Source organism: Parasphingorhabdus sp., assembly GCF_039982415.1.
Lineage (GTDB): Bacteria > Pseudomonadota > Alphaproteobacteria > Sphingomonadales > Sphingomonadaceae > Parasphingorhabdus.
On record NZ_JBDWYL010000007.1, the window covers coordinates 384,073 to 406,495 of the forward strand.

General features: G+C 50.8%; 18 protein-coding genes. 7 read left to right on the forward strand and 11 right to left on the reverse strand.

Translation table 11 applies throughout. The annotated features are described in order from the left end of the window. Positions 1 to 280 precede the first annotated feature (280 nt). Positions 281 to 844 carry a hypothetical protein gene (locus ABJU74_RS11670; protein WP_348384387.1) on the forward strand — a complete coding sequence of 188 codons (564 nt, stop codon included), beginning with the start codon at positions 281 to 283 and terminating at the stop codon, positions 842 to 844. An 18-nt stretch (positions 845 to 862) separates the two neighbouring features. On the opposite strand, the gene ABJU74_RS11675 is transcribed toward ABJU74_RS11670, so the two are convergent. The 3 genes from ABJU74_RS11675 to xseA form a co-directional block, all read right to left on the reverse strand. After that, positions 863 to 1,750, reverse strand: coding sequence for a M23 family metallopeptidase (locus ABJU74_RS11675; RefSeq protein ID WP_348384388.1), 888 nt, complete (start codon positions 1,748 to 1,750; stop codon positions 863 to 865). After that, positions 1,750 to 1,959 carry a DUF2093 domain-containing protein gene (locus ABJU74_RS11680; RefSeq protein WP_348384389.1) on the reverse strand — a complete coding sequence of 70 codons (210 nt, stop codon included), beginning with the start codon at positions 1,957 to 1,959 and terminating at the stop codon, positions 1,750 to 1,752. The genes ABJU74_RS11675 and ABJU74_RS11680 overlap by 1 nt, the downstream gene beginning before the upstream one ends. Positions 1,960 to 2,036: 77 nt before the next feature. Further along, positions 2,037 to 3,551 (reverse strand): exodeoxyribonuclease VII large subunit, encoded by a 1,515-nt coding sequence (xseA, locus tag ABJU74_RS11685; protein WP_348384390.1) that lies wholly within the window; start codon positions 3,549 to 3,551, stop codon positions 2,037 to 2,039. Here xseA and purD point away from each other — a divergent pair. After that, positions 3,550 to 4,824 carry a phosphoribosylamine--glycine ligase gene (gene purD / locus ABJU74_RS11690; RefSeq protein WP_348384391.1) on the forward strand — a complete coding sequence of 425 codons (1,275 nt, stop codon included), beginning with the start codon at positions 3,550 to 3,552 and terminating at the stop codon, positions 4,822 to 4,824. The genes xseA and purD overlap by 2 nt on opposite strands. On the opposite strand, the gene ABJU74_RS11695 is transcribed toward purD, so the two are convergent. From ABJU74_RS11695 to ABJU74_RS11710, 4 genes are all read right to left on the reverse strand, one after another. Beyond that, entirely contained in the window at positions 4,821 to 5,453 is a 633-nt protein-coding gene (locus ABJU74_RS11695) for an isochorismatase family protein (protein WP_348384392.1), read from the reverse strand. The two genes, purD and ABJU74_RS11695, sit on opposite strands and share 4 nt — an antisense overlap. Positions 5,454 to 5,586: 133 nt before the next feature. After that, a complete protein-coding gene (locus ABJU74_RS11700; RefSeq protein WP_348384393.1) occupies positions 5,587 to 5,994 on the reverse strand; it encodes a hypothetical protein in 408 nt (135 codons plus the stop codon). 158 nt (positions 5,995 to 6,152) lie between these two features. Beyond that, on the reverse strand, positions 6,153 to 7,334 hold the full coding sequence (locus ABJU74_RS11705) for an FAD-dependent monooxygenase (RefSeq protein WP_348384395.1): 1,182 nt from the start codon (positions 7,332 to 7,334) through the stop codon (positions 6,153 to 6,155). Positions 7,335 to 7,474: 140 nt separating this feature from the next. After that, positions 7,475 to 9,499, reverse strand: coding sequence for an NADPH-dependent 2,4-dienoyl-CoA reductase (locus ABJU74_RS11710; RefSeq protein WP_348384396.1), 2,025 nt, complete (start codon positions 9,497 to 9,499; stop codon positions 7,475 to 7,477). A gap of 194 nt (positions 9,500 to 9,693) precedes the next feature. Between ABJU74_RS11710 and ABJU74_RS11715 the strand changes: the two genes are divergently transcribed. Beyond that, positions 9,694 to 10,455 (forward strand): NRDE family protein, encoded by a 762-nt coding sequence (locus tag ABJU74_RS11715; protein WP_348384397.1) that lies wholly within the window; start codon positions 9,694 to 9,696, stop codon positions 10,453 to 10,455. Here ABJU74_RS11715 and ABJU74_RS11720 read toward each other — a convergent pair. Continuing rightward, positions 10,452 to 11,621 carry an indoleamine 2,3-dioxygenase gene (locus ABJU74_RS11720; RefSeq protein ID WP_348384398.1) on the reverse strand — a complete coding sequence of 390 codons (1,170 nt, stop codon included), beginning with the start codon at positions 11,619 to 11,621 and terminating at the stop codon, positions 10,452 to 10,454. The two genes, ABJU74_RS11715 and ABJU74_RS11720, sit on opposite strands and share 4 nt — an antisense overlap. Before the next feature lie 111 nt (positions 11,622 to 11,732). Here ABJU74_RS11720 and ABJU74_RS11725 point away from each other — a divergent pair, with 111 nt between their 5' ends. Continuing rightward, entirely contained in the window at positions 11,733 to 12,170 is a 438-nt protein-coding gene (locus ABJU74_RS11725) for an Lrp/AsnC family transcriptional regulator (protein WP_348422573.1), read from the forward strand. Here ABJU74_RS11725 and ABJU74_RS11730 read toward each other — a convergent pair. The 3 genes from ABJU74_RS11730 to ABJU74_RS11740 form a co-directional block, all read right to left on the reverse strand. Next, on the reverse strand, positions 12,167 to 13,357 hold the full coding sequence (locus ABJU74_RS11730; protein ID WP_348384400.1) for a serine hydrolase domain-containing protein: 1,191 nt from the start codon (positions 13,355 to 13,357) through the stop codon (positions 12,167 to 12,169). The genes ABJU74_RS11725 and ABJU74_RS11730 overlap by 4 nt on opposite strands. Positions 13,358 to 13,387: 30 nt before the next feature. Next, positions 13,388 to 16,507, reverse strand: a complete 3,120-nt coding sequence (locus ABJU74_RS11735) for a glycoside hydrolase family 2 TIM barrel-domain containing protein (RefSeq protein ID WP_348384401.1) — start codon at positions 16,505 to 16,507, stop codon at positions 13,388 to 13,390. A gap of 102 nt (positions 16,508 to 16,609) precedes the next feature. Continuing rightward, the gene (locus tag ABJU74_RS11740) at positions 16,610 to 16,906 is read right to left on the reverse strand and encodes a helix-turn-helix transcriptional regulator (RefSeq protein WP_348384402.1); all 297 of its coding nucleotides are present in this window, start codon (positions 16,904 to 16,906) and stop codon (positions 16,610 to 16,612) included. 533 nt (positions 16,907 to 17,439) lie between these two features. On the opposite strand from ABJU74_RS11740, the gene ABJU74_RS11745 reads away from it, so the two are divergent. The 3 genes from ABJU74_RS11745 (at position 17,440) to ABJU74_RS11755 (ending at position 22,423) form a co-directional block, all read left to right on the forward strand. Continuing rightward, the gene (locus ABJU74_RS11745; RefSeq protein ID WP_348384403.1) at positions 17,440 to 18,156 is read left to right on the forward strand and encodes a helix-turn-helix domain-containing protein; all 717 of its coding nucleotides are present in this window, start codon (positions 17,440 to 17,442) and stop codon (positions 18,154 to 18,156) included. Positions 18,157 to 18,188: 32 nt separating this feature from the next. Continuing rightward, the gene (locus tag ABJU74_RS11750) at positions 18,189 to 19,727 is read left to right on the forward strand and encodes a transporter (RefSeq protein WP_348384404.1); all 1,539 of its coding nucleotides are present in this window, start codon (positions 18,189 to 18,191) and stop codon (positions 19,725 to 19,727) included. Positions 19,728 to 20,017: 290 nt separating this feature from the next. After that, positions 20,018 to 22,423: an HAD family hydrolase gene (locus tag ABJU74_RS11755; RefSeq protein WP_348384405.1), complete on the forward strand. Its 2,406-nt coding sequence runs from the start codon at positions 20,018 to 20,020 to the stop codon at positions 22,421 to 22,423.

Sequence of the window (22,423 nt, forward strand, 5' to 3'; positions counted from 1 at the left end):
CCGTAAATGTACAATACTGTAAAGCTCATGTTCAGCTTTCTGGGGCGGTTTTGTATATAATGTAACTATTTTGTCACAGTCACATCTGGCCCAAATCCAGTTCATTGGGTGTCTTTTTCGCAGATAAAAAGATCAAATTGAAATCGAAACATAGTCCTCAGACCATATATGTTGCTTCCAGTCGTTGCGCCTCACACATGATATGCTAGATATCGGAAAAGCGTGGATCTCAGGATTCACGCTCTTTTATGACCATAATCCAACGGCGGATGGAGCCAATATGAAACACCGATCAACGCAATATCGCACATATTGTTCTGCACTAATCTGTGCATCTTTTCTCTATGTGCCCCCCGCCATGGCGGCCGATAAAGATGAAGCCGTTTCCAAGCCACCGGCAATTTTTACCGATTTAGTGGCGTGCAAAAACATCACTGATGCCGATCAACGATTGGCATGTTTTGACGAAAAAGTCGCCGCGCTGGAAACCGCACAATCCAGCAATCAAGTGGTTATCGCAGATCGGGAGCAGGTTCGCGAAGCCCGGCGCGGACTTTTTGGGCTTTCTCTCCCCCGCATTCGCCTGTTTGGCGGCGATGGAGACGAAGGCGATAAAATTGATCAAGTTGAAAGCAAAATCGTCTCCGCCCGCGCATCACGGCGCGGCAAATGGATATTGAAACTCGAAGATGGTGCAGTCTGGCAACAAACCGATGCACCGCGCAGCTCTTCCCGGCGACCCAGAGCAGGCGACACTATTGCGATTAAACGAGGATCACTCGGCAGTTTCGTCGCCAAGGTGAATGACGGACGGGCGTTTAAGGTCAAACGGATTATAAACTAGACCGAATATCTGAACAGATTAGTCCATCGGCCCTGTCAGCAAGATCGGATCGATACGCGCCTTGTTCCATTTCATCGACCAATGAAGATGGGGCCCGGTTGCCCGGCCGGTCGCGCCGATTCGGCCAATCGTCTGCCCGCGTTTGACCTTATCTCCTTTTTTCACAAGGATTGAAGAGGCGTGAAGAAAAGCGCTATTCAACCCCATGCCATGATCGATCATCAGCAAATTGCCTTCTAAGGAAAAAGGTCTGCTCGTGGCCAAAGTCACGACGCCATCTGCGGGAGCGACGAAATAAGTCCCGGCACCACCCGCAATATCAATCCCGCTATGATAGCTTCCAGGCTCGCCTTTATAAACCCGTTGAGAACCGAACATACCGGATATCCGCCCTTTGGCCGGCCAGATAAACGTCTGGCGCCAACCCTTGCTGTCGCTTCTAACCTGTCTGGCGGCATTAATTTGCGCCAGCTCAGGTCGCCGGCGCGCCATGAATGCAGAACTAGGGCCGCCGCGCCGTTTCGCTATATTCACATGTTCGATTTTCCAACTACGTGGCGCTACATTGAAAAATTTCTTTATAGATTGGCCATTTTCCAATGTGGCCACCATTTGCGCGGATTGGCCGGCATCGCGGTTAAATGCGATGATAAATTTCCCATCATCATCAATCGGCACAGCTTGTCCATCAAAGGTGAGACTCTTGGTTCCCGCTGGCGCGTCACCGATCATGACGCCGCCCTGAATCTCTTGGCCGGAAAAACCAAATTTTACCGCTTGTCGAAAGGCCGATTCTTCTGCGTCTGATTCTGCTTTCTCAGCCAAGCTGGACGAGAGAGGTAAAGCGATCCCGCCGAGCACGGCCATAGCGGCCAATCCCAAAAGTGCGTTTTTCCGAAGCCGCATTATTTTTCCTCTTCTGGCAAATGCGCCTGAGCAGAAATTTGTGCGGTCGCGTAAGCTTCCTGCTTTTCCACGCTCCAATAGCGCAAATCATCTAACGGAATTTGTTCGCTGGTCACGGCACACAGCACATGATCACCAGATGACAGCGGACGAAAGCCATTTGGCATATAATAGAGCTTCGCGACCTTGTTCCGATTGGACATTAACATAGGAAAAACCTTACTCTCATGATCATTTACCCACAATTTACGGCGAGTTTCTTTTGATATTTATAACAAAAAATCGCCTAGAACAAATCCTGCTGCCTGTCATCTGCCGGTTTTGGTGTGCGGCGTGCTTTGGCTTTGGGTTGGCGCTCGATCGATTTGGCGCCCGATTGGGCTTTCCCTCCGGATGTGGGTTGCGGAGCTGCGAGCGGTTGTTCGGTAATCTGGGCACCGATTGTTCCATCGTGAAAATGCAGATGAACAGCACCCGCTATCGCCGCTGCTTCTCGTCCTCCCACCAGATCACCATCGCACGTCGAGATTCTCGCATATCCTCTCTTCAAAGGTCCGTCAGGCGATATTTGCTGCGCAAGACGCCACAGACTATCTAAACGTTGCCGGGCATCATCCAATGGCCGTTTTATCAAATGGCTATGCAACCCGACCCGGTCCAACCGACTGGTTGCCGCTTCCAATTGTTGCCGCAAAATCGCGGGACGCATGGCGCCTTCCGAAGCAGAAAAACGGGATCGTGCTTGCGCAACATTTTGCCCCATGGCGTATTTCATCCCATCGGACAGCTCATCAACTCGCTGTTGATGCGGGCGCAATAGGTCAGCAAGCGCGGGCATCAGGCGTCGCTGTGCTTCCAACCGCTCTTGTGCTGTCCCCAGACCGCGCTGAACAGATCGTGCCATTCTGGCTTTGCTCTCACTTAAGGATGCAAGCCACTCCGCGCGCACAGGAACGGCCATTTCAGCGGCGGCCGTCGGGGTTGGTGCTCTTAGATCAGCAGCAAAATCGCACAATGTCGTGTCAGTTTCATGCCCGACTGCGGAAATTACGGGTATCTTAGAATTAGCGACGGCCCGCACAACCTCTTCTTCATTAAAGCTCCACAAATCCTCAATCGAACCGCCACCGCGTGCCACAATGACGAGATCCGGTCGGCTATGCCCGTCACCCTCCCCGATTGCAGAAAAACCGTTGATGGCAGACGCAATTTGACGCGCTGCTCCCTCTCCTTGAACCAGAACCGGCCAAACCAAAACATGGCTAGGACAGCGATCGGCCAGCCGATGCAATATATCTCGAATTACCGACCCGGTTGGCGATGTGACCACGCCAATTGTCTTGGGTAAAAAAGGAATGGTTCGTTTTCGTTCTTGATCGAACAGACCTTCACCCTGCAATTTGGCTTTCAGCTTTTCAAAAAGCTGCATCAACGCGCCTTCACCGGCCAATTCCATTTTATCAATCACAACTTGATATTTGGACCGTCCCGGATATGTGGTCAGCTTGCCTGAGACTACAACTTCGACACCATCTTCGGGCTGAAAGGGCAAGCGACCAGCATTGCCTTTCCACATCACTCCATCCAGCACGGCTTTATCGTCTTTCAAAGCCAGATAAACATGACCGGAGGCCGCCCGCTTATATCCAGAAATTTCGCCTCGGATGCGCACATAACCAAAGCGATCTTCAACAACACGCTTCAAGGATCCAGATATTTCTGAGACGGATAGCGGAGCAGCATTGTCGCCAGCGCCGCTCTCCGCTAACAGCTTCGCGTCTAAAGAGAGGGAATCGTTCATGAATATCCTGTTGCTCGGGTCTGGTGGCCGTGAACATGCCTTGGCATGGAAGCTCGCGCAATCCCCGTCACTACAGAAATTTTTCGCCAGTCCTGGCAATCCCGGTATTGCTCAGCACGCGCAATGTGTGAAATTGGATCCATTGGACCATGGTAGCATAATCCAGTTTTGCACGCGCAATCATATCGATCTGGCGGTAGTCGGCCCCGAAGCACCGCTTGTTGATGGCTTGGCCGATAGTCTCAAAGCAGCAGGAATTAGGGTTTTTGGTCCCGAAAAAATGCCAGCGCAACTGGAAGGCTCCAAGGGTTTTACAAAAGACTTATGTGCCCGAGCCAATATCCCCACTGCCGGTTATGTCCGCACAACCAATCAGGAGGAGGCCCTGGCAGCGCTGGAAAAATTTTCCATTCCAGTGGTCATCAAAGCGGATGGGCTCGCAGCTGGCAAAGGTGTGATTATTGCTGAAACACAAGCGCAAGCCGAAGATGCTATCGCGATGATGTTTGATGGCGAATTTGGAGCAGCGGGAGCAGAAGTCGTAATAGAAGAATTTTTGGAAGGGGAAGAAGCCAGTTTCTTCGCCATTACCGACGGGAAAAATGTAATTCCCTTTGGAACCGCGCAGGACCATAAGCGCGTTGGAGAAGGTGATGTTGGTCCTAACACCGGGGGCATGGGCGCTTATAGCCCTGCTCCGGTCTTAACCGCCGCGCTGCAACAGCAGGTCATGGAAGAGATCATACAGCCCACTGTAGATCGTCTGGCCGAGGAAGAAATGCCTTATAGCGGTGTTTTATTCGCAGGCTTGATGCTCACGGACACGGGTCCGCAATTGATTGAATATAATGCCCGGTTCGGCGACCCTGAATGCCAGGTTTTAATGATGCGGCTCCAATCGGATTTGGCAGCGATCATGATGGCGACGGCCAAAGGGGAACTTGGCCAAAGCAGCGTTCCGGAATTTAGCCCACAAACGGCTCTAACCGTGGTGATGGCCGCAACCGGCTATCCCGGCACACCTCAAAAAGGGGGCAAGATCCAAAACCTGGCCCGTGCCGAACGTGCTGGTACCAAAATTTTCCACGCCGGCACAGCCGAAAAAGACGGCAAACTAGTTGCTAATGGCGGCCGGGTGCTCAATGTAACGGCCTTGGGCAACAATACCACGCAGGCGCAAAGCAAGGCCTATGATTCCGTAGATCAGATCGATTTTGAAAGCGGTTTTTGCCGCCGTGATATTGGTTGGCGGGAAGTCGCGCGCGAAGCTTAACTTCTGGTCAACGCAGTCAAATAGGCCTCCACCTCAGACAAATTTTTCAGGTCAGCATATTTTTGTTCCAAATCAAACAGATTTGCGGACTGGACTTGTGGATCGCGATCACCGCAAGCGTCGGTCACAACAATTGGCCTAAAACCATATTGCAAGGCATCGAGAGTGGACGCTCGAACGCATCCTGAAGTCGAAAAACCAGCAAGCAAACAGCTATCCACGCGCATGGCATTTAGTGTTGATGCCAGGCTGGTGCCGAAAAAAGCGCTGGGATATTGTTTGGTAACAATAATCTCATTCTCGAGCGGCTGCAGACGATCATCAAAATCAGCCAAGGGCTGCCCGGTTTGGAACAGCGACAATGCCTGCACCTTTTGATAAAATAGCCCGCCATCGGCGCCGCCAGGCATAAATTCCACGCGCGTAAAAATAACCGGAACATTATTGTCTCGCGCGGTTTTGGCCAAAGCTATCATCGCTTGAAAGGCATCTTCGGATCCAACATATAATGGCGCGTCTGGTTCAATATAAGCTTTCGCAGCATCAATCAGTATAACCGCAGGGCGATCGCCAAATCCAATCTCGCCGCCGAAGCCAGCCGCGCTATAGTCTTCGTGTAGATCGGACATATGCATCTCCATTTTTGCCTGTCTTATCGATAGGGCATCGCGCCGACAACTGCTTCAATCGCCAGCTAGTCTGATGAGAAGTGATGAGGGGTTGTCTATTCAATCGATAGCCGCGTATCGGACAAACGAGATGTTAATCCTCAATTTCACGCCGTTCTTCAAACCATCGGCGGATAAAGGCCGATTGACAACCCGTAAAACCGTTGGAACCGTTGACAGAACAGCCGTTTGGTCGATCCGCACGGTTTATCTGATCATGCAAAGCGACGGTAGATGTCCAACTGTGCGAGACAACTGCATCTTTTTCCGCTTCACGTAACTCTTTGGGAATGCGGTATCTTTCGGTTTCCGGTCGCTGGGCACAAACAACAATTTCATCATCACTTGTGGCCTCAGGACATGCATCTTCACCATAGGTGATCAGCACAGAAAATCTTTCCGGTGTATCCTTAATATCTTCCGCTGCTTCCAGGGGGCTGGAGAAGAAGATCGGTAGGAGAAAAACGGCTACTAAAACGGCCGCCTTCTTGGATAGAAACATCTCATTACCTTTCCCACGAAGCCCGGCGCCGAACAGCACCCGATCTACTAGTCGCCGCACCTACCATCGTGATTATGTCCCCGGTCTGAATGATTTGATTTTGGTCAATGATTTTTAAGAAGCTGCGCCCGAACCCATTATGGCCACAAATATGAAAATTACTCCGCAGTCACATCGAAACCATAGACCCAATCCAACCGATCATCGGCAATATCTGGTTTGAACTTATCCGCTAACCACATCGGTCCAAAAGTTGTGAGCTTTCCGGCACTGGAACGTTGATGAAATATGGACATGTTTGCGCGCGCGGCCGCTTGAATTTTCGCGGTTCGTTTCTGACGCAATGCAAAATAGCGATCTAAGGCATTTTTATGATCGTTTTGTTCTGCCAAATTTCGCGCCAGAACATAGCCGTCTTCAATTGCCTGTGCCGCGCCTTGCGCCATGAACGGGAGCATCGGATGACAGGCATCGCCAAGAAGCACTGCCCGGCCCTCGGCCCACTGATCAAGCGGTGCGCGGTCAAACAAAGCCCAGCGATAATGCTCGTCAGCCTGTTCGAGCAATGTCGTAACCACTGGATGCCAGCCCGCAAAATCCGCTAGCGCATCCGCTTTATCGCCACGTTCGGTCCAGCGTTCGTTTTTCCAATCATCACGCTCGACAACACCGACAAAATTGGCCAGCTGACCACCGCGCAACAAATATGTGACAGCATGTTTGCCTTCACCCAGCCAAATGCTCGACACAGGCAAAGGGCAGTTCCGCCCCAATTTGCTAACCGGAACAACCGCGCGCCACGCCGTATTGCCGGTAAAATCTGGCTTGTCCTGTCCGATCATTTGCGCGCGGATCGTCGATCGGATTCCATCTGCTCCGACAATAATATCGCCATTGCACTTTAAACCATTATCTAGCGTCAACCAGGCTTCACGATCATTTTGGCCGTATCCCGTGACGGCGACTCCGGTTTTAATCGCTTGCGGCAATCGATCAAGAACCACATCTTTCAAAACAGAAATAAGATCAGGTCGATAGATATGCAGATAAGGAGCGCCAAAGCGCGCCTCATAGGCTTGGGTTGATGCGGTGACAATCGGTCGCCCCGATTTTCCCATGCGCAACTGCGAAGCACGAGGACGAAAGCCAATAGCTTCTATTTGCTGGTCCAACTCCAATGCCCGCAAGACTTGCATGCCATTGGGACTAATTTGAATGCCGGCTCCAATTTCACGGATCTCGGCGGCTTGTTCACACAATTCAACATCCCAGCCAAATTTGTGGAAACACAGAGCGGCGGTTAGTCCACCAATTCCGCCACCTGCAATTACCGCTTTCATATCGCGCCTGTCATCGCTTCGCCCGCTTCCGCTATCAAATAGCACCGTTAAATGGCGCCGACTCCCCTAGGCCTAGCGGCCTGCTCTGGCTTTGCAATGGTTCAATTGCCGTGTGAAGCTGAAAAGAATTTGCGAAGAGACTAGACTTCCGCGGCCATATAGCTGGCTTGATTAATCGCAGCTTTGGCATCCAATTCCATCGCTTCATAAGCCCCGCCAACCAACTCAGCGGACACCTGCTGCGCTATCAATTCATCATAAAGGTCCCGCAACGGATCCTGTCCCGCGCAAATGATGATCGTATCGGCTTCAATCAGCTGGGGTTGATCATTTTGCAAAATATGCAGTCCATCATCGTCAATTTTTACATATTCTACGCCATTCATCATGCCGACACCGCGGCGAGCCAGGGTCAATCGATGAGTCCAACCCGTGGTTTTCCCTAACCCTTTGCCAACACGCGAGTCTTTGCGCTGCATCAACATGATATCGCGATCAGATTTGGCTACTTTCGGTTCTACTCCGGTGACGCCCCCGCGGGGATGATTTTCAAAATCCACGCCCCATTCGGCTGCAAAGACATCCCGATCCACGGCTCCGGACGGACCGGAATGACTGATCAGTTCGCACACGTCAAAACCAATCCCGCCAGCCCCAATAATCGCCACTTTCTGCCCAACAGGCTTTTTGCCCGTTATCACGTCAATATAGCTGACCACTTTGTCATGCCCAATACCGTCAATATCGGGCGTGCGGGGTTTAATACCGGTAGAAACAATCACATGGTCAAAGCCTTGGGCTTTGAGCATCGCGGCATCGGCTCTCTCATTCAAACGCAGATCAATCCCGTGCACTTCTATCATCCGATTATAATAGCGGATTGTTTCGTAAAATTCCTCTTTGCCGGGAATGGTTTTGGCCAAGTTAAACTGACCACCAATTTCACCCGATGCCTCGAACAGGGTGACACGATGGCCGCGTTCTGCCGCAACGGTTGCATAAGCCAGGCCGGCAGGCCCTGCACCAACAACAGCTATTTCCTTAACAGTTTCAGTGGGTTCATAGTTTAAGATCGTCTCATGACAAGCGCGCGGATTGACCAAACACGTTGTGAGCTTGCCGGAAAAAGTATGGTCCAAACAGGCTTGGTTGCAAGCAATGCAGGTGTTGATTTCATCTTCTCGCCCTTCCACCGTTTTGCGCATGAACGCACTGTCAGCCAATAGCGGACGGGCCATCGAAACCAGATCCGCATCGCCGCGAGAAAGAACCTCTTCAGCGACATCGGGCATGTTGATGCGGTTCGATGTAATCACCGGCACATTCACTTCTTTGCGCAATCTTCCAGTGACCGAAGTGAACGCTGCTCTTGGCACCATGGTTGCAATGGTCGGAACCGCGCTTTCATGCCAAGTAAAATGGGTGGAAATAATCGTTACACCGGCTTTTTCCAGTGCTTTACCGAGAGAGATAATCTCTTCCCAGCTCATGCCGCCTTCGAGCATATCCATAGCGGCGATTCGGAAAATAAGAATGAAATCTTCGCCAACCGCGGCCCGTGTTTGCTCAACAATTTCCAATGCGAACCGCATCCGATTTTCATAGGAACCGCCATATTCATCTTCACGCAAATTTGTCTTTTCCACCAAAAAAGTGGAAATAAGATAGCCGGCCGAACCAATAATCTCGGCACCATCATAACCAGCTTTCTGCGCCATGACCGCGCATTTCACATGGTCGTCAATTTGCTTTTGAATGCCTTGCTTGTCGAGTTCCTTAGGAACAAAAGGTGCAATTCTGGATTTGACTGCCGATGGAGCAACCGCATCTTTGCTATAGGCCAAGGGTCCGGGATGGAGAATCTGCATGCAGATTTTCACATCTGGATCGGCACCATGGACAGCATCGGTGACCAATTTATGTTTGGCCGCCTCCTCGTCACTCGACATCATTGCACCGCCACTGGAGGATTCTTCGTTTGGCGCGATCCCACCGGTAATGATCATTCCGATATTGTTGGCGGCCCGTTCGGCAAAATAGGCGGCCATGCGTTCGAAACCGCCATCCATTTCCTCCAAACCCGTATGCATGGAGCCCATGATTGAGCGATTTTTAATAGTGGTGAAGCCCAGATCGAGCGGTTCTAATAGTAGTGGATAGTTCATATCTTGCCTTTTAACGCGAGTGGGCGGCCTTGCCATTATCCTATCTGTTAGCGCATCTGTCTATCAAACCGATACCGCTGTTAAGCCGTATCCGCATCCCCCTATGCTGATAATAAAAGAATGGCGCCATATTCGGCCATATTTCAATTCAGAATACAGTCGCCAATACAGATATTTTCAGCAATAACGCCCGCATGTGTATCGTTTCATTTGCATGGCAAGCGCATCCGCAATGGGCATTGATTGCTATCGGCAACCGCGATGAAATGCATGCGCGGCCAGCAGAAGCGCTTTCGCGCTGGGATCAACCTTCGCATCTTTTGGCAGGCCGCGACAGCCAAGCCGGCGGAACATGGCTTGGCGTTTCAGAGCAAGGCCGATTGGCAGTCGTCACCAACCTCAGCAGCGGCGAGGCGCCTGATCCTCATCGCGCTTCGCGGGGGGATTTGCTTAAGGATTTTTTGTCCGGAGAAGGCCGCTATTCAGACCTAGACACGGTTGATTTTTCTACGTTTAATCCGTTCAATCTGATTTCTGTTTCCGCTGGAGAAGCGACAATTCACTCCAATCAACCGGGTGTGGGAAGCAAGCCATTGGCACCGGGAATCCACGGTCTTTCAAATGGCCCACTCGACAATCCTTGGCCAAAAACCTGGCATTTAAACAGCGTTTTGGCCGACTGGATCCAGCATGATGCTAAAGACCCGTCGGCCTTGCTCATGCCCTTGCGAGACGAAACAAGTTTTGCTCCGTCAAGCCTATTTGAATCCCAGGATCCATCCGAGCAAGAACCACAAAATTCCGGTATTTTTATTCGCAGCTCCATCTATGGCACGCGGTGCAGCACGGTGGTTGCGATTGACAATGAGGGTCGAGGTCGTGCGGTGGAAAGACGCTTTGATCCAACCGGACACCCTACGGGAGAGACCGTTTTGGACTTTACTTGGCCAGTTTAAAGCCTGTGCGCAGCCGCTTCATCGCGATGCTTTTTGAGATATTTCATAAACGGCGTGCCGCCCGTACCGACATCCGATGTGTTTCCGGCTCCGCCTTTCGATTGCTTGTTAATATAGCTCGCCGCATATTCCAGGTGCCGGGTTCGAAACCGCGTTAAATTGTCAATGCAATCATTGTAAAGCGCATTCAGGTGGCGATTTTCTGCCTTTTGCAAAAAGGTCCGCAAGATGCTGTTCGCGCGAATATCATCAATAAATTTCCGATGCTCCGGTGGGCGATAAATATGGAGCTGATCGAGATAGGCCCGCAACGGATCGCCGGCATGGTCAACGCCCAAAAACGCATCCATTGCCGGCACGATAGACGATTGCGACCCGGTCTGCCCGCGAAAGGATTGTGGCTTTCCTTCAGTCTCCTCAACCCCTTCATAGACAATTCCCCCAGCCAGGGCAGGATTATCCTTCCAACCGTGAATCCACGGCCGAACCCGGTGAAAATAAATATGGGGATCGCAACGTTCCGGCATGCGGCCGAATATCTCATTCATATCATCCCAAACCGCAGTCATCGCCGCCAAGCCAGTTTCTAAGGTTGCGACATCTTCATTGCTACAAGCTTCCACCAGTTCCGGGATGGAGGCCAGCATTTCTCCCGCGCGCGCTTCAATGGCCACATGGATCAAAACAAACCAGGCTTCATCCTGACCGCCCAAAAACGGTTGAATCATATAGCTATTGGCCAAATCTATCGAACCCGATTCATCAATCCGCCCCCAATTATCGAGGACATAGCTTGAATAGGTGAGTAAAGGAGGTTGGCCGATCGAGGCACCTAATTGCCAAATCGGTTTGGCTAAGCTTTCGGGAAGAGACTGCGGTGCATCAACCTCTCCCCAAACATAAGATTGCACGAGAAAAGAGTAATGAACCATCGCTATCCGCCGTTCCGCTAGGCTAGCCGAAGTACAAAAATCAGTGAGATCAAAACTGGCCATTGACTGCAATGGTTTACGGACATTTCCGGAGACCAATATTTGAGGCAAAGCCATGGCCATTTCGCGCACCGGCTGTAGTGCGGAGGGCAACGGTGTTCGATCTGGGTCAAATGATGACAAAAACCCGCGCTCGGCTGAAACATCATAATCTTCAATGTCAAAGGCTGCCATATTCTTGCTCCATCGTGATAATAGAACACAATATTAAGCGAATATGGTCGCAATGTGCTTGCTTAATTACTCATTTATAACCTAGTTACACAATTTATGACGAATATGGATATGATTAATCGCAATATATTGCACGCATTGGAAAATGACGGTCGAATCAGCAATATTGATCTTGCCAAAACCGTAGGGCTATCGGCATCAGCCTGCTTGCGCCGCGTCCAAGAACTCGAACGGTCCGGGCTAATTTCGGGATATCGTGCGGTGATCAATCCCAGCGCGCGCGGCGCAGCAATAATCATATTTGTCATGGTCGGCTTATCGGAGCATTTGAAAAAAGATGCGCAAGCTTTTGAACGCGCCATAGCAAATGCGCCCGAAGTCAGAGAATGCCACAATATTACCGGATCAGTGGAATATCTCCTGCGCGTCGAAGTGGCCGATCTTGAGGCCTATAAAGCCTTTCATGCCGATGTGCTTGGCACGTTACCGCAAGTTGGAAGCATCACGTCTCACATATGTTTGGGTTCACCAACCGACAAGCGCGCTTAACCGGCTGCGCGCAAAATTCGGTATGTTTCATCAATCAAGCTTTGTCCGCGATCATTGAGCAACAAGCCCATGCCCATCTGATTCATCGTATAGCTAAAGGCGAGACCATGATCGGGATCTGCGAAGCCAATCGATCCGCCAGCGCCGACATGACCAAATGCGGCAGGACCAAGCACCGCTGACATTTGATCCCCGCCCGGATAGGCGCGATTATCCATGGATTTCATGAATCCAGAAGCAAATCGCGTGGGTGCAAGCAATGTGGCGTCAACTTGGGTGGCAGTGGACACTTGCGCCATCGCAGCCAATCGTTCCGGGGAGACCAATTGGACACCATTATGCGAGCCCCCAAGAGCCAATGGCTCATACATGGCCACTTGACCACGGGCATTGGAGAGACCACCTGCCCCCCCTATTTCTGCCTTATGAGCCTGCGGATCATTTTGATTCCAGCCGCCATTATTTAAAAAAGACAAGGCTTGAATAGAATTCGGATCGGTGAGCAGCTTCTTTGTAAACGGGCTTAACTCTGCTTGGGGATCGGGTGTTGCCACTATGATCGGCGCAATTGGATGGGTTATGTTTTCCGGCAATCCGATCCAGAAATCCGCATTTAGCGGCACAGCGACTTCATCTTGAAAAAACTGGCCGAGGGATTTGCCGGAAACGCGCCGCACCAATTCGCCAACGGTCCAACCAAAATTGACCATATGATAGCCATTGCGTGTTCCAGGCTCCCAGAACGCCTCTTCGTCTTCAAGGCGCTTGATCATATAGTCCCAGTCCAAAAACCCTCCCGGTTTAACCGGTTCACGCAGGGCCGGAACAGCGCTTTCGTGATTGAGCATCATTTGTACGGTGGTATTTTCTTTGCCGTTTTTCGCAAATTCTGGCCAATATTCAGAAACCGGCGCGTGGAGCTCAAGCAATCCCCGGTCAATCAATATGTGAGCGCATAAAGCGGTTGCCGCCTTTGTACAGGAAAAGACAATGGAAATAGTATCTTCTTCCCAGGGGCTGTTCGTGGCAGGATCAGCAATACCACCCCAGAGATCGACCACTTTTTCTCCGTTAACGCTGATACAAACCGACGCACCCACTTCTCCCCGTTCGGCAAAATTTCGGGCGAATTCATCCTTGACGCTTTCAAACTGAGTGGAGGTCATACCATCAATATTTGCTGTCATTTCCGTTATTCTCCTAAAAATCTCGATCGGTTAAACTGGCTTGATCATCCAGTGAAATTTGTAACGGCCCGGACCGACCCGATAGGCTGGCAAGGCATCGGGACCACAGGCGCCGGTTCCAACGCCGCGCATCGCGGCATCGATATGAACCTCGATTTCATTTCGCCGTTTTACATCGGCAATGGTTGTGGCTTTGCTGATGTCAGCATCATGATGATGGCGCGCAGAGAAGCTCAAACCAGGCATGTGAATTTCAAACCCTTGTCCGGATTCATTTTGGAGCCGAAAAAAGCGCGTTTGCTCATGTGCGCCATGTTCTTGTGGTAACACATAAGGATGATATTGATCCGTCACCGTTGACGACCATTGCCGGACAATCTGGGCGCCGGTGCGGTCTGGATAGGATTCATCTGGCCCCAAGCCGAACCAGCTTAATTGCTCCCATTGGGAGGGCGCGACAAAGCAAATCCCAATTCTGGGAAGATCAGTCCAAGCCTCTGGAATAGAGATTTCCTCATGAACTTCGGCCTTTTCCGCGTTCAAAATCCACCAACTTTTGTGGACAGCTTGTTCTTGGTTGGTACCGATTAAATGCCGTTCAAAATAGAGCGAAACTTGGTCATTTTCTACGGAGACTTGCGCAGGATTGGAATCTACCGTCAATCGGTCCAGGCCATGATTGACCCATTCCATACGTTTGCTGGGCCGCTCTTCTCGCCAGCCAATTTTTCCTCCGTCATTATCCATCGGCGCGCGCCATAATGTGGCGGTAATATCGCCTTCGACAATCCGGCTGCCATGGACGTCCAGTGATTGAATCTGGCCCGCTTCATCAAATGTCACAGCAAATGGGCCGATTGAGACCTCATCCGTAACCTGTTGTCCGCACTGCCTTTCCGCCGGGACGGGAACAGATGCTGCTGGCACGTTCAAGGGAAATTGATCCCATCCCACCGCATATCCGGCGTCGGCCCAGGGCAAGGCTTTTTTCAACACCCAGCGCGTCAACAAATGCCATTCACTAGCCTCGTCAATTTCACTTTGGAAATCGATGGTAAGCACAACAGAATCGCCGGCTGCAATATGTGGAAACAGGGTTCCATTCTCAACATCTTCGCCGTTTTTTTGCAGCATCCATTGAAGCTCCAAATCGTTGCTCGGTTTGAAGGCTCGGCGATTTTCAAACCGTACCTGCCTTTTGCCGAGCCATTCTCCCTTGATCGGCCGCGCAGCCCATTGATATTCGCGCAATCCCGGGTGCGGCAACAAATCTGGTCCAACCATGCCATCACAACAAAAATTCACATCATTTGGGCTGTCATCGAAATGCCCGCCATAGGCCCAGTAGAACCGGCCTTGGTCATCCGTTTCCGCAAAACCGTGATCGCGCCATTCCCAAACAAACCCGCCGCCCAAGGCTGGTTCAGCGAAAAATGCATCGACATAGTCAACAAGAGACCCATTGGAATTTCCCATGGCATGCGAAAATTCGCACAAAATCATTGGCCGGTCATCCAGTTGAGATTCCTCGGCCCAGCGCGCCCAACCGACAATGAAATCTATCGATGGGTACATGGGACAAATGAGATCTGTCGTCATGCGCTCCCGCATGTCCGGGGCTCTACGCGACGTTTCGGTTGGATCCCCCATGAGCGTTTGAAAGCGATGAAATATCGCGCCTTCATAATGTAAGATACGACTGTCATCGATCCGGCGAACAAGCGCCGCGGCTGCGTCGTGGGCTGGTCCAAGCCCCGCTTCATTGCCTAACGACCACCCAATCACACTGCTATGGTTCCTATCGCGGAAAACCATGCGCATCACCCGTTCGATAATCGCCTTTTGATAGCGCGGATCGTTGGATACAGCTTGCCAGCGGGCATGGCATTCGACATTCGCCTCGTCGATAACATAGAGGCCCAATTCGTCACAGAGATCCAGCAGGCGATGATCATTGGGATAGTGAGCTGTCCGAATTGCGTTGATATTATACCGGCGCATTAACAACAATTCTTCGCGCATTTCTTCAATGGTCGAGGTCTTACCCGTTTCAGGATGGTGATCATGGCGATTCACCCCGATGATTACGATCGGTTTGTCGTTAATCAGCAACTGTCTGTTTTTGATTTCAATTCTGCGAAAACCGACACGATTTTTGGTGACTTCAACGATTTTGCCTTGGTCATCGACCAATTCTGTCACCAACTGATAAAGCACGGGGTCTTCTGAAGACCATGGCTGACAATCGGCAATGTTTGTTGCCAAAACCGATCGATTGTCGACGAAACTATAGGCCGCCGTAAATTGATCAAACACGCTGCCATCGGGAAATTGTGCGATCGGCATATCGGCTAGATCAGCCGCGACTTGACCATCGGGCGCCAGCAGTTGAGCCCGCGCTGTCCAGCCCTTGGATGCACCATTTACCATGACACATTGCTGCAAGTGGCCTGTGCCATTTGACGCATCAAAGTCCGCAACAATTTGCATATCAGCAATATGAGTGCGGCCGCGAGACTCGACATATACAGACCGGTGTAAACCGCCATGATACCAATGATCCTGATCTTCAATCCAAGTGGCATCCGACCATTTTATAACCATGACCGCGAGGTTGTTCACGTTTCCGGTCAAATAGGGAGTGAGATTAAATTCGCTGGGCAAGCGAGAGTCCTTCCCCATTCCTACAAATTTACCATTGCACCAAACCAGAGCAACGCTTTCAAAACCACCTAAGTGGAGAATAGTTTCACGGTCTTCCCAGCCGGGCGGGCAAGTAAACGTCGTGCGATATAGTCCGGTGGGATTTTCTTCCGGGACTTGAGGTGCTTCCCGGCAGGCAAAGGGCATTTGCACATTTGTATATTGCGGACGGTCTCCGCTATTTTGTCGGGTCCAGCTTCCTGGTACCACAATCGACCGCCATTCATCATCCTTGAAAGCGGATTCCGCCCAATCGGACGGCGCATCGGACGGACTATCGATCAATTGAAATTGCCATTTTCCGTCTAATGAAAGACGCCAGCTTGGTTGCGCTTCATCGGTCAATGCCGCATCAGTTGAGGCAAAAGATGAGAAGGATGCGCGCGCCGGCAACCGATTGAGCTCGGTCAGTTCAGGCTGCAATATATCTTTGAAGTCCAAGAGCATGCCCTATTGCCTACAGCAGTATAGGGGCAAACAACAATTCGGAATTTCACAAAAAGGAACGAGATCCCATTTTGCAAAACTGGGACTTCTGACCAAACCGGGTCAGTCTTCCTGTTCAGCGCCGCCTATTTGAGCAAAAGCGCTGCCATTGGTTTTGTCATCAAAACCAGACTTCACGTTCAACAAGCCTTCCATGACTGCACAAGCCACCATATGGGTGCGGTTTTTGGCCCTTAATTTTAAGCGCACATTTTCAACATGGCGATCCACTGTCCGTGGCGCGATGTCTATATGTTGGGCAACTTCCTTGGTCGACAAGCCCTGGGCAATAAATTCCAAGATCTCATGCTCTCTCAGCGTGAGCACTGGACCACTGGTCAAACTCTTCTGCTGTAACATCACGGGGCTTACCTTTTTCAATATTCAACAAACCAACAAGTTTGCCGAAAAACAAATGCCCCCATTTGTATCGGTCACAGGGTCACAGGCAATAAAGCACTGAACATCAGCATTGCATGCGCCATTGGCGGTCAAACAAGATCGCCCGACAAAAGTGTTGGTGGTTCCCTCCCCAACAAATCATCGCAAAATCGACATTGCGGAAACTTTAGTGCCCCGCAATCATCTTTCTTTTACTCTCATAACACAAAAACCCGATAGGATAAAAACGTACATCCCAACCGTTTGAATTTACAGTAATTTACAAAGAGAGCGGATTCTACCGGTAAAATTACCTAGTAAAATGCAGCAAGCAGAATCGCTTGCCATTCGAAACAGGAGATTCATCGGATAGACGGTTTGGCTCGCGATAGCCTAAATAATCCCCACAAAACAACAAAAGGTCGCATCTGAGGCCGTGCATAAATTCTGGGATTTGATGCACGGAAAGAAACAAAAAGGGTCGTGCTGAGGTCTTAGAGGAGACAGCACGGATGCAATCGCTAATCACCGCACCTGCCATGATGCAGGAGCTTCACACAAACCTGCGCTCAACCACATTACACTTCCGCGCGGGACAATTAATTTTCGACGAAGGCCAAAAGGCCAGCCGCTGGTATGAAGTTGTCCAGGGCACCGTGCGGACCTGCCGCTTTCATATGGATGGCAATCGGCACCTGACCGGCTTTTTCTTTAGCGGCGATATTTTTGGCGCGGATTATGGAACATATGGAACCGCCGCCGAAGCGGTAACCGATGTGACTGTACGATGCTTTCGCGTCGGCGATATCACGCAAGATTCCACGCCGAAACCGCAATTGGATGAAGCCGTGTCAATCTTATTCCGGGCCATGTCGACGGCCCAGCGCTATTTATTCATCATGGGTCACCGGACCGCGGCCGAGAAACTCGCAGCATTTCTGCTCTGCTTAAAACAACAAGCCAATGATGACCCCGATATCTGCGTGCCGATGACGCGCAGCGATATTGCCGATTTTCTTGGCTTGACGGTCCACACTGTCAGCCGAACATTTACGGAATTGGCTCGCCGCGGGCTCATTACAATTAACGGACGAGATTCCGTTATCATCCGGGATAATGCCGGATTGTGCCGTCTTGCCGGCGAATATCAGGAAAGCCTAACGGCCCAACCAGGAGCCGATATCCAGCCGCCCGCGGAGCTTTGTCTTGGCGAGCTTTCCGCCGCCTAAATTCACATGCACGAGCATGTCGGGAGAATTTTATGACCACCTCTATTTTTCACAGTGTTGCCGTTCTTGCGGCGATCCCCCTCACCATCCTCACGAGTAAGACGGCTTGGTCGGCAACCACTGAACCTTCAGAAAAAGATGCAACCCGCTCGGCTGAACCCATGACCGCAGAAGATGCAGAAGCCGAGACGGCGCGGATCATTGCGCGATTACGGGTCGTTCAATCACCGGTCGTGCGGGCCGCAACACCAGAGCATAGGGAAAGCCAAAATTCGGCAAAACTGTCGCCCGAACCCGTCCAGTCACCGCCAGTGCCATCACCCCAAACTCCTGTAATCGCCGTGCAAGAGACGGGCAAAATCAGCGTGGCCTTGCAAGCTATTCAAGCCGAACTCTCCGAGCAGAAGCAGCTTATTGCCAATCAAAATGCGCTCATCCAGTCGCAAAATGACAAGATCAAGCAACTCGAACTGCATAATCAATTGGTCCGCGCGGCGGCTCCGATAGAAACAGCCTCGATGTTAGCCCAGTTGCGCGGTACGGGCATCCAGCGCAGTCAGATCGAAACCGCCGCGACACAAGTCGGCAGCACCGCTGATGACGAACTCACTTTGCCGGAAGGTCCGGTGGGAGAAGCACCGCCTGCGGCCAATAATATCGAACAGAAGGTTGAAGCCGTGCCGGAAGGTCAAGGCGTCCTGACCCCACAAGGTCAGTTTGTGCTGGATCCATCTATTGAATATACCCGTTCGTCCACCAATCGCCTGGTTTTTAGAGGCATTGAATTGATCCCGGGCATTCAAGTGGGTGCTATTGAAGCCAGTGACGCGGATCGCGACACCGTGATCGGGACTTTTGCGATGCGCTACGGCTTGACCAACAGACTGGAAATTGAAGGCCGCGTTCCGTTGCTATTTCGAAAAGACCGCATTCAAGTTGTCCAACAGCGAGACGAACAGATCACACGGGAAATTGGGTTGGAAGAAACCGGGATAGGCGACGCTGAGATCTCATTGCGCTATCAGCTGAACCGGCCCAAGCCGCAAAATCCAATTTGGGTGGCAGGTCTGCGCGTCAAGACCGATACCGGCACTAGTCCTTTCGAAATCCCGTTTGACGAATTTGGCGTTGCTACCGGGCTTGCCACCGGATCCGGATTTTGGGGCGTGCAACCCAGTATCAGTTTCCTCCTGCCTTCCGATCCAGTAGTTATCTATGGCGGAACGGGATATTTATGGAATATCGAACGCAATATCGACCGTGTCATTGGCGATGTATTTGTCGGAAAAGTTGATCCGGGCGATGCCATTAACGCTAGCGTTGGTTTTGGATTTGCCCTGAACCCGCGCTTTTCTTTTTCGCTCGGCTATCGCCATAATTACATATTCTCAACCAAAACCCAGCTCGGTGACACGTTGCAAGAAAGCAATGATATTCAGGTTGGGTCACTCAATTTTGGAATGTCTTACCGTCTTAGCCAAAAACAATCGCTTAATCTCGGTTTCCAATTTGGGGTGACGGAAGATGCCCCAGATGTGAGCATTGTGGCTCGCATACCCTTGCGATTTTAATCTTGATCCCGGCCCGATAAAAACGGCGAGATAAGCCCATTTTGATGCGCGGCGCGGCGGCAAATTTTTTCCGGATATGGCAAAATTTTGCCGCTGTTCGTCCATCATCGGCCTTTAAACAAAGAAAAAAAGCCAAAAATTGCCCTCTTTGATCAAACAAGCCCGAATTGAGGGAACTGGCACGCGCCTTGCTCTTTCTGTCCATAAACAACGCAACCGCACGCGTGCTTCGTCGGGAAACGGGCTGGCTATGCGCAAGCTAGCGTTGCCAGAAATAAGGATTGAGACGCATGAAAACCAAGGTTGCCGCATGGGAAATCGACACATTGTTCGAGACGATGGATGATAATGTCGAAATATTGTCTCTCGACTGCTTCGACACTTTAATCTGGCGCAACGTCAACCGGCCAACCGATGTGTTTCACGATCTCGACATTGCCAATTGCGGAATGGAAATGCGGGTTCTTGCCGAGAAACGCGCGCGCAAGGCATTGATCCTCGATCCCAAACGCAGCGACGTTACCATTACCGAAATATATCAGAAAATGTTTCGCCAATCTCAAGAGAGTGCAATCGTACATTGCGTCGAACAAGAAATGGCCGCGGAAGCCCGCCATTGTTTCGCCTTTCAACCCGTCGTCACATTAATCGAAAAAGCGAAAGAGCGGGGATTACGCGTTATCATCGTCTCGGATACTTATTTGCCCGAACCCTTGCTGCGAAGTTTAATCAGCAGTGCCGCAGGTGCTTCTATTGCTGATAAAATCGACCAGATATTTTGTTCCTGCGAATATGGCATGGGCAAAGCCGCTGGCCTCTTTGCCCCCGTGCTTAAAGATCTCGATATTGCTCCAGAGAAAATACTGCATCTCGGAGACAATCTAGAAGCCGATTTTAAAGCCCCCCAAAAACTTGGAATCCAAGGCATTCATTTCGAACAATTTGACGATGAAACAGAAGAGCGCCTGCGGCTGGAGGCAATTGCAGCCACGATTATTGAAAAAGATACCCGCAAAAAATCCCCTTCTTTACAACCCCATCGCGCGCAAATTTCCCTGCGCCAAAATGATGATGCAACATTTCAATTTGGCCATGATGTTCTCGGACCCATCTTCCAAGGTTTCTCTCGCTGGATTGCCGACGAAGCCCAAAAAATCGAAACAGCCGCAATGCGCAAACCCAAATTACTCTTCTTGCTGCGCGATGGTTTTTTACCGGCCAAGGCCTTTGTCAAAGCCTATCCCGAATGGAGTGATCACGTAAGCATGGTAGAATTGAGCCGCTTTACCGCCAATGCGGCCAGCTTTGTCGACAAAGAATCGGTCACGGCATTTCTCACTGCCGAAGCGACAGCCAATAAGAAAGATGCTTATTCGAGCCAGCGTCAGGCTGCCTATTGTCGGCAATTGCTCTTCTTCAAAAATGAAATTCCCAAACTGGCCGGAATAAAAAAACCTGAAACATTTATCCGCGAAATATTGAAGCATAAAAATCTGTCCAAAATCATTGCGCGCTCACAAAAATTCAGATCCTCTCTTATCGCCCATCTCAAAGCCAATGGCGTCGAACAGGGGGACAATGTAGTCTTTGTCGATCTGGGATATAATGGCTCGGTTCAAAATGTAATCGAACCAGTGCTCAACGCTGAGATGGATTTGCAGATATCCGGCCGCTATCTCTTGCTCCGCGAATTGATGATTACCGGTCTCGATAAAAAGGGTCTGATTGATAGCAGCCATTATGACACCAGCGCACTCAACGCCTTATGTGAATCAATTGCGGTACTCGAACAGCTGTGCACCCAATCCAATGGATCGGTTTTGGGCTACAGTGAAACCGGCGAGCCCAAACGCGATACAGCCGATATCAAAGGAAAACAAAGCGAAGAGCGCGACCATGCGCAATCTGCTTGTCTCTCTTATATCGATCAAATGGGCTGCGGCTGGGCCACCATTCCCGCCTCTTGGGACAAGGATTGCGCCCGTCAAATGGCTGCAGCGAGTTTGTCGCGACTATTGTTCCTACCGGTTGACCGCGAAATTGGAATTTTTGAGAATTTCCATCATGATGTGAATCTCGGCACCAAAGATATGCTGAAATTTATCGACAACGAAACCGCCGGACAAAATATGCGGCGGCGCGGTTTGTTTTACATCAAAAATGTAAGCCGAATCTACTTACCAGGAGAAATGAAACAGCGCGGTATGGAGGCATTATTGCCGCTTTTCACCGGCAATCGGTTCGCCTTGGATTTGCGGCAAAAGGACTTCCAAAGCGGATCCATCACCATTCCGGTCATGCTCGCTGATCAATCCGAAAATGTGCAAGTTGGGATCCAAGCGCACCCCACGAGCGACGGATATTACCAAGCCCTCATTCCTGCAGGGACTGGGCAGTTTAACATCGCCATTATGCTGGGCCAGATTTGTGAATGGTTGCAAGTGGAAGAAGTGAATTTTCTGGATGTAGAAAACTCGATGCGTAAGAAAATCGATGATGATAGCATCGCGGCGCATCCGATATTTGAAGGCATGACCGAAAATGCCCCCGGCCTCTATCGTTGTGCCCGCGAAGATGCGTTTATGTTCGTTCCACCGCCCTCCATCACCACGGCAAAACCCCTGATGCTGAGTCTCGTGTTTCGGCCCACAATCCTGAGTGAAGCCCATCACGCCAAATTGAAGAAAGTCGCCTAA